Here is a 7,994-nt window from a genome sequence, read left to right as displayed (position 1 = left end):
TACCCGGGGTGCCGGGGGCGGGTGTTTCCGTCGCGGAGGCGTCCGTGGGCTCCGGGGGCGCAGACAGGAGCAGGGCCGCTCGGCCGCCGTCCTGTTTGCGCAGGAGTCTGATCGCCTCGGCCGCCGAGGCCGGGGTCGACACGGCGATCGCGTCCGCCGCGGCGCCGAAGGCGGCGGCCAGGGCGACCTCGTGGCCGGGGGTCACCGTCAGCAGCTCGGCCGCCGGTCCGAGGACCCCGGTCAGCCGATCCCGGGCGCCGAGCAGTATCCCGGTGCCGTCCTTGCGGCGCAGGCCCAACGCGAGTGCCTCGTGGCGGGCCTGGGTCGCCGCACGCCGACGTTCGGCCGCGGTGACCGCCTCGCGGGCCTCGCTCAGCGCCGACTCGGCCTCGGCGAGCCGCCGCTTGGCCGTCTCGTGCCGCTCGGCCAGTTCCACGTCGCCGGCGTCGAGGCCGTCGACCTCGGCCTTCAGCGTCTCGTACTCCTCCTGGGCGCGGACCGCGCGCTCCTGTGCCTCGTCCCGGGCCGCCGCCAGCCGGTCGATCTCGGCCTGGGCGGACGCGGCGCGCGAGCGGGCCGCGTTGACCTGGCCGGAGAGGCGGGCCAGGCCCTCGCGGCGGTCGGCGATGGCGCGCGCGACGTCCTTCAGCCTGCGCTCCTCGACCGCGAGTTCGCGCTCCAGTTCGGCGCGGTGGTCGGCGGTGTCGTCTAGCGCCCGCTGGGCGGCCTCCAGAGCCGCTTCGAGCTCGGCCTCCTGCTCGCGGATGCGGGCGGCCTCGCGCTCCATGTCCTCAGGGTCGCGGCCGCGCCGCTCCTCGGGGGGCGCGGAGGTGGCGCTCTTGACGCGGGCGTCCGCCAGCGAGATGGTGCCGCGCACCCGTTCGGCCAGCTGGGACAGCTCGTACCAGGTCTGCTGGGCCCGTTGCAGGCGCGGGCTGAGCCGGCGCACCTCGTCCTCCAGCAGGGCCTCCCGCTGGAGCGCCTTGCGCAGCTCCTGCTCGGCGGCCTCCTTGCGCTCCTTCAGGGCCGCCTCGTCGGCGATCTCGGCCTTCAGTGCCTCACGCAGCCGTACGAGGTCGTCGGCGAGCAGCCGAAGCCGGGCGTCGCGCAGATCGGCCTGGATGACGGCGGCCCGGCGCGCCACCGCCGCCTGGCGGCCGAGCGGCTTGAGCTGGCGGCGCAGTTCGTCGGTGAGGTCCTGCACACGCGCGAGGTTGGCCTTCATCGCGTCCAGTTTCCTGAGCGCCTTCTCCTTGCGCTTGCGGTGCTTGAGGACACCGGCCGCCTCCTCGATGAAGGCGCGGCGGCCCATCGGGTCGGCGTGCAGGACGGAGTCGAGCTGGCCTTGACCGACGATGACGTGCATCTCGCGGCCGATGCCGGAGTCGGAGAGCAGTTCCTGGATGTCCAGCAGACGGCAGGTGTCGCCGTTGATCTGGTACTCGCTGCCGCCGTTGCGGAACATGATCCGCGTGATGGTGACCTCGGCGTACTCGATGGGCAGCGCCCCGTCGGAGTTGTCGATGGTCAGGGAGACCTCGGCGCGGCCGAGCGGCGGACGCCCGGTGGTGCCGGCGAAGATGACGTCCTCCATCTTGCCGCCGCGCAGCGACTTGGCGCCCTGTTCGCCCATGACCCAGCTGAGCGCGTCCACGACGTTGGACTTGCCCGAGCCGTTCGGTCCGACCACGCAGGTGATCCCCGGCTCGAACCGGAGCGTGGTCGCGGACGCGAACGACTTGAAGCCGCGGAGGGTCAGGGCCTTGAGGTGCACGGCGCTGGACTCTACCCGGCGCCGCTATCTCACTCCACGAACACTCGCAACCGCACGGTTTCGCCATTGAACGGACAGGGCACACCAGACGTTAAGACAGTGAAAGGATGCACGGGGGAAAGAAAGAAGGGACGCCGAAGCGTCCCTTGCAACTCTGACAACCGGGTTGCGATTGCCTGACACTGTGCGGTTGATACGGGCACCCCAACCGCTGCGTGTGCTGTTGTGGAGCGATGCAGCGATCAGGTGAGCGCAGGCTCCGCCTGGTGTGCGTCGATGCTCTCCATGATCCTGTCGTGAGAAGCGGCAGCCGTCAGCGCCTCGTTCTCCGCCTGGATGCGTCCGAGCTCGGATTCCAGGTCCTGTACGCGCTGCTGGAGCCGTCGCATCTCGGCGAGGAGTCGCGGGTCGGAGCCGCCGACGTAACCGAGAAGCGCCTTTGCCATGATGGATGGTCCTCCACAATGAGTGACCGACCGATGCGGTTTGGTCGTGAGGGATTCGCACCCGCGGTGCTTGGCACACTCGAGTGTTGCTCTGCCGTTCTTACATGCCAAACAGCTAAGGTGCGCGGGGCTTTCAGCGTCTCACCAAAAAGTTTGACGGTCAACACGATCACGCCCTGTATTGGCGGGCGAACCCGGCGCAGGCGGCCGGCGAGCGGCGGCGCTGCTGCTTCTGCGGGGCCCTCAGGGCGTGACGATCAGCTGTTCCAGCGGAGCCTGCCACGCCACGCCCTTCTTGGCAACCACCAGGTCATTTCTGCTTGAGGCACATGCCCCTGGCACCTTGCGGCCGACGGGCCTGCGGGGTTTTACAGAAACGGTTCAGCGGATGACGAAGCCGTCGTAGCCGCCGCGAGGTGTGTCCCAGATCTCCGTGACTCCGTCGACGCGTCCGGGCGTGTCGTCGCCCTGGAGCCAGTCGAGCAGTCCCTCGCAGCCGCGCCGCGCGCCCTCGGCGACCACCTGGACGCGGCCGTCGCCCAGATTGAGAGCAAAACCACTCAATCCGCCGATCTCCAGCGCCTTGGCCCGCGTGAACCAGCGGAAACCCACACCTTGGACGCGTCCGCGCACCCAGGCGACCAGTCGAACATCCTCGCTCATGGGTGCAACCTAACCGGCCGGTGTCGTCTGGGACACATCCCGCCTCGGCACGATGGGGTACCGTCCAAAACCAATGAATCTCATATGAAACTCGCTCGATCGAGTGAGTTCGGTTGGCCAGAAGGAGTCACCGCCGCGAGGGCACCGGTCGACCGCGCGACGAGGAAGAGGGCAAGGACATGGGACGCCACCGACGCTCCGACGCCGGCCGCGCCGCCAAGGGCCGCGCCACGGGGGTCACACGCGCGTACGACTCGGTCACGGACGGCGAGTACCTTCAGGACTCGACCGCGGGTGACCGACCCAGGGGCATCGCGCCGTACCTGAACCCGGAGGCGTACGCCGAGACGAACGCCGCGAGCACGGCCTACCTGTACGCGACCGGCGACGAGCCGGCGCTGTCCTCCGCCGGAAACGGGCCCACGCCGGACGACGGCCCCTCCTACGGGAACGGCTTCACGCCGGACGCGCCGGACGGTGACCGCTTCGCGGCGAACGACTTCGGGACGGCCGCCTTCGGGACGAACGACTTCGGAGCGAGCGGCTTCGCGCCCGACGGTGACCCCTCCGACTGGGGTCACTTCGCGTCGGACGGCGACCCCATTGACGGTCACGGGCGCCGGAAGAAGGCCGCGAGGCCGGTGCGCAGCAGCGTGCTCGGGATAACCGCCGCCGTGGCGCTGGCGGGTACGGCCGCGGTGGCCACCGGCATGGTGCCCGGCCTGCAGAACTACCAGCTCGGCGGCGCGACCCACACCACGGGCGGCGACCGGATACGAGCCGGGGCCTCCCCCAGCAACACGGCCGCCGAGCAGGGCGGCACCTCGGGCACGGCGGCCACGCCGACCGGCGGCTCGGCCACGAGCGGCGGCACCCGCCACCCGGCGGCACCGGCTGCGACCCCGACCCCGTCGGCCTCCGCCTCCAGGTCCGCCTCGGCATCCCCCTCCCCGACGAAGACGGCCACGAAGACGCCCACGAAGACGCCTACCGAGGCGCCGTCGAGGCCGGCCTCGAAGAAGCCGGCCCCGGCCGGCACGGCGGCCGCGCCCGCGCCCTCGCGCACGGCGAGCAAGGCGCCCACGGCGAGCACGCCACCGGTGACGGTCTCGCGCGAGAACGCCGCCGAGGCGGAGGTTCTGAAGCTCGTCAACGAGGAGCGGTCCAAGGTCGGGTGCAGCGCGCTGGCGGCGAACTCCTCGCTGTCCACGCTGGCCGGGACCTTCAGCGGCGACATGGCCGCACGGGACTTCTTCGACCACACCGACCCCGACGGGGCCAGCCCGTGGGACCGGGCGGCGAAGGCCGGCATAACCGATCTCGGCGGCGAGAACATAGCCCGCGGCCAGGCGGACGCGGCGGCCGTGATGGCCGCGTGGATGAACAGCCCCGGCCACCGCGCCAACATACTGAACTGCGACTTCAAGACCCTGGGAGTCGGCGTCCACTTCGGCGCGGGCGGCCCTTGGTGGACCCAGGACTTCGGCTACTGAGATTCCCGCAGGTCAGCGCCCTATGAGGTCTGCTGGGCCGCGGGCTACATTCGCCAGATGAACATCGAGGAGCCAGTGAGCTGCGCGTTCTGCATGGGAACCACCGACGTCGGCCTCTCCGGTGATGGCGTCACATTGGAGATCACGCGGGCGGGAGAACAGAGCACACAGTTCGTCTGGGCCCACCTGAGCTGCCTGGACGAGCGACTTCACAAGCAAATCACTCGGGGCCCATGGCTCGACGACTAGAAGCGTGCCCCTGCCGTGCCCGATCGAGCGCCTCCTGGGGAGCGGACGTGTAGAAGTGCCGTAGCGCATGCGCGTTGTTCGGTCTTCTTGGAGTGAGGGGTCAGATGGCAGCCACTTCGTCCCGGTCCGGCGGCGTGCTCGAGCGGCGGGCTGTCAATCGTGCCTTTCTGGCGCGTCAGTTGCTGCTGGAACGACGTGCGATGCCGGCGGAGGAGGCGCTCGAGCGCCTCGTGGGGCTTCAGGCGCAGGCGCCCATGCCGCCGTACTACGGGCTGTGGACCCGGCTGGCGGACTTTCGTCCCGCCGAGCTGGCGGGGCTGCTCACCGAACGGCGGGCCGTGCGCGTCGCGCTGATGCGGGGCACCGTCCATCTGGTCACCGCCGCCGACTGCCGCAGGCTTCGGCCGTGTCTCCAGCCGTTCCTGGAACGAAGCCTGCTCACCACCTTCGGCAAGGACCTGGACGGGCTGGACCCGGCCGAGGTCGCCGCGGCCGGCCGGGAGCTCCTGGAGCGGTCTCCGCTGGCCGTCGGCGACCTGGGCGCCGCCTTGCGGGCGAGCTGGCCCGACCGTCCCGCCGCCGTGCTCGCCAACGTCGTGCGCAGTCTGCTGCCGGTCGTCCAGGTACCGCCCCGCGGAGTGTGGGGCCGGAGCGGACGGACGACGTACGCCACGGCGGAGGACTGGCTCGGCGCCCCGCTGGATCCGGAGCCCGATGTCGACGCCCTGGTGCTGCGCTGTCTGGCGGCGTTCGGTCCGGCCACCGTCAAGGACGTCCAGGCGTGGTCGGGGCTCACCCGGCTGCGCGCGGTGACCGAGCGCCTTCGCCCGCGGCTGGTCCGCTTCCGTGACGAGGACGGGCGGGAGCTGTGGGACCTGCCCGGCGCGCCCCGTCCGGACGCCGGCACGCCCGCGCCGGTGCGCTACCTGGCCCCGTACGACAACGCGATCCTCTCCCACGCCGACCGCACCCGGATCATCAGCGACGAGCACCGCAGGGCCATCGCGACGAAGAACGGTGTGATCCCAGGGACCGTTCTGGTCGACGGGTTCGTCGCCGGGTCGTGGCGGGTCGACGGTGCGCGCGGGGCGACCGCCGTCGACGTCCAGCTGTTCCAGCCGATGAGCAGGCGCCGGCGCGCCGAACTGGAGGAGGAGGGGGAACGGCTCCTGCTCTTCGCGTCCGACGGCGTGGCGGGAGGTGAACTGCGCATCGCCGACGCCTGAGGGCGGTGCCGGCGCAGAGCCCCGCGCCGGCCCCCCGCCCCCGCCTCACGCCGCGGCGCGGCCCCGGGCGAAGGTGCGGGCCGTTTCGGTCACCCGGCGGCCGAGGTGTTCGGCGGTGGCGATGTCCGCCTTGTGCACGGCGTCCGGGCCCTCGTCGACGTTGGTCTGGGCGGCGGCGCCGGCGAAGACGCCGAGGCGGTTGAGGTCGTGCTCGGAGGCCTCGCTGCTGTTCCAGCCGGGGTGCAGGCCGAGGTTGATCCAGTGCATGCCGTGCTGCCCCGCGAGGATCTGGAAGAACTGCAGGGTGTGCAGCTTGTCGCCGCTCTTGGAGCCGGAGTTGGTGAAGCCGGCGGCCAGCTTGTCCTTCCAGTCCTGGCCGAACCAGCGCTTGGAGGACGCCTCGGCGAAGACGTGGAAGGCGCCGGAGGCGGTGCCCATGTAGGTGGGCGAGCCGAAGACGATCGCGTCGGAGCGGTCGAGCGTCGCCCACTGCTCGTCGGTGATCTCGTCGACGTTGATCAGGTGCACCTCCGCACCGGCCTCGGCGGCGCCGGCGCGCACGGCCTCGGCGAGCACGGCGGTGTGGCCGTAACCGGAGTGGTAGGCGATGGACACGACAGGGGTGGTCACGATGGGGCTCCTCGAACGCACGGAGACGGAAGGTGGCACAGGCGCGGCCCGGACGGGCAGCTCAAAAGCGCTAACCAAAGAAAAGCACTAACTTCTAGTTAGTGCAAGCTGTCGGTCAGCGCTGCGCTCGCGTATGCTTGTGTCATGAGCGGCATCACCCAGGAGCAGGAAGACGACCTCGCGTACAACGTGTTCGCGAAGGCCTGCCCGTCGCGCGGCACACTGGAGCACGTCACGGGCCGCTGGGGCGGGCTGACGCTCGGCGCGCTGTACGAGGGCTCGCTGCGCTTCAACGAGCTGCGCCGCAGGGTCGACGGCGTGAGCGAGAAGATGCTGTCGCAGACGCTGCACGCGCTGGAGCGCGACGGCCTGGTGCACCGCGAGGCGCAGCCGACCAACCCGCCCCGCGTCGACTACGACCTGACCCCCCTGGGCCACCAGGTCGCCGAGCGGCTGCTCGCCCTCATCCACTGCGTGGAGGGCTCGATGGACGACGTGCTCGCGGCCCGCGTCCGTTACGACGAGACGCGCGGCGGCCTCTGACACTTCGGGCAGAAGTAGCTCGACCGGTTCATCCAGGGCCGGCGCCGCATCGGCGTACCGCACCGCTTGCAGGGCAGACCCTCACGCCCGTACGCGTCCAGGGACCGGTCGAAGTAGCCCGACTCCCCGTTGACGTTGACGTACAGGCTGTCGAAGCTGGTGCCGCCGACGGCCAGCGCCGCGTTCATCACGTCCCGGACATGACCTAGCAGTCCGGCCGTGACCGGGCGGGTGAGGTTCGCTGTCGGGCGTTCGTAGTGGATGCGGGCGCGCCACAGCGCCTCGTCCGCGTAGATGTTGCCGACCCCGCTGATCAGCGACTGGTCGAGCAGGGCCCGCTTGACGGTGGTCCGCTTGCGGCGCAGCGCAACGGCGAACGCCTCGTCGTCGAACAGCGGGTCCAGGGGGTCGCGGGCGATGTGCGCGATGACGTCGGGCAGGCCCTCGGGGGTGTTGTCGTGCAGCGACAGACCGCCGAAGGTGCGCTGGTCCACGAAGCGCAGCTCGGTGCCGAGGCCGTCGGCGAACCGGACCCGGATGCGCAGATGCTTCTCGTCCGGTGCCTCGTGCCGCTGCACCAGCAGCTGGCCGCTCATGCCGAGGTGGGCCAGGACGGACTGGTTGGTCTCCTCCAGCGGCAGCCACAGGTACTTGCCGCGGCGGCTGGGCGTGCCGATGTGGTGGCCCTTGAGGCGGTGGGCGAAGTCGTCGGCGCCCGCGACGTGCCGGCGCACGGCGCGCGGGTGCAGCACCTCGACGTCAGCGACCGTGCGGTGGGCGACCCACCGCTCCAGGCCGCGCCGGACGACCTCGACCTCGGGCAACTCAGGCATCGACAACCCCCGTACGGACCGGTGGGACGAGCCGAGGGGGGGGGGGGGGGGGGGGGGGGGGGGGGGGGGGGGGGGGGGGGGGGGGGGGGGGGGGGGGGGGGGGGGGGGGGGGGGGGGGGGGGGGGGGGGGGGGGGGG

The 7,994-nt window shown here is 71.5% G+C and carries 9 protein-coding genes; 4 read left to right on the top strand and 5 right to left on the bottom strand.

The window, feature by feature from the left end:
* From V7E45_RS36500 to V7E45_RS36490, 3 genes are all read right to left on the bottom strand, one after another.
* On the bottom strand, positions 1-1,774 hold a 1,774-nt coding region (locus tag V7E45_RS36500), incomplete at its 3' end, for a chromosome segregation SMC family protein (protein ID WP_333778575.1).
* Between the two features lie 242 nt (positions 1,775-2,016).
* Complete coding sequence (locus V7E45_RS36495; RefSeq protein WP_020942469.1) at positions 2,017-2,220, bottom strand: hypothetical protein; 204 nt, start codon at positions 2,218-2,220, stop codon at positions 2,017-2,019.
* 381 nt (positions 2,221-2,601) lie between these two features.
* On the bottom strand, positions 2,602-2,883 hold the full coding sequence (locus tag V7E45_RS36490; RefSeq protein WP_333778574.1) for an acylphosphatase: 282 nt from the start codon (positions 2,881-2,883) through the stop codon (positions 2,602-2,604).
* A 179-nt stretch (positions 2,884-3,062) separates the two neighbouring features.
* Here V7E45_RS36490 and V7E45_RS36485 point away from each other — a divergent pair, with 179 nt between their 5' ends.
* The 3 genes from V7E45_RS36485 (at position 3,063) to V7E45_RS36475 (ending at position 5,851) form a co-directional block, all read left to right on the top strand.
* Positions 3,063-4,376 (top strand): CAP domain-containing protein, encoded by a 1,314-nt coding sequence (locus V7E45_RS36485; RefSeq protein WP_333778573.1) that lies wholly within the window; start codon positions 3,063-3,065, stop codon positions 4,374-4,376.
* A gap of 57 nt (positions 4,377-4,433) precedes the next feature.
* Positions 4,434-4,625, top strand: a complete 192-nt coding sequence (locus V7E45_RS36480) for a hypothetical protein (protein WP_333778572.1) — start codon at positions 4,434-4,436, stop codon at positions 4,623-4,625.
* A 104-nt stretch (positions 4,626-4,729) separates the two neighbouring features.
* Positions 4,730-5,851: a winged helix DNA-binding domain-containing protein gene (locus tag V7E45_RS36475; RefSeq protein WP_333778571.1), complete on the top strand. Its 1,122-nt coding sequence runs from the start codon at positions 4,730-4,732 to the stop codon at positions 5,849-5,851.
* 45 nt (positions 5,852-5,896) lie between these two features.
* On the opposite strand, the gene V7E45_RS36470 is transcribed toward V7E45_RS36475, so the two are convergent.
* Positions 5,897-6,481 (bottom strand): flavodoxin family protein, encoded by a 585-nt coding sequence (locus tag V7E45_RS36470; RefSeq protein WP_333778570.1) that lies wholly within the window; start codon positions 6,479-6,481, stop codon positions 5,897-5,899.
* Positions 6,482-6,625: 144 nt separating this feature from the next.
* Here V7E45_RS36470 and V7E45_RS36465 point away from each other — a divergent pair, with 144 nt between their 5' ends.
* Positions 6,626-7,024 carry a winged helix-turn-helix transcriptional regulator gene (locus V7E45_RS36465; protein ID WP_333778569.1) on the top strand — a complete coding sequence of 133 codons (399 nt, stop codon included), beginning with the start codon at positions 6,626-6,628 and terminating at the stop codon, positions 7,022-7,024.
* Here the strand turns inward: V7E45_RS36465 and mutM are convergent.
* Positions 6,997-7,857, bottom strand: coding sequence for a bifunctional DNA-formamidopyrimidine glycosylase/DNA-(apurinic or apyrimidinic site) lyase (gene mutM / locus V7E45_RS36460; RefSeq protein WP_333778568.1), 861 nt, complete (start codon positions 7,855-7,857; stop codon positions 6,997-6,999). The two genes, V7E45_RS36465 and mutM, sit on opposite strands and share 28 nt — an antisense overlap.
* Positions 7,858-7,994: the final 137 nt, after the last annotated feature.

This window comes from Streptomyces sp. IBSBF 3136 (assembly GCF_036815105.1).
Classification (GTDB): Bacteria; Actinomycetota; Actinomycetes; order Streptomycetales; family Streptomycetaceae; genus Streptomyces.
The sequence above is the reverse complement of the archived record's forward strand: the minus strand, read 5'-3'. Positions and strand labels throughout refer to the sequence as shown.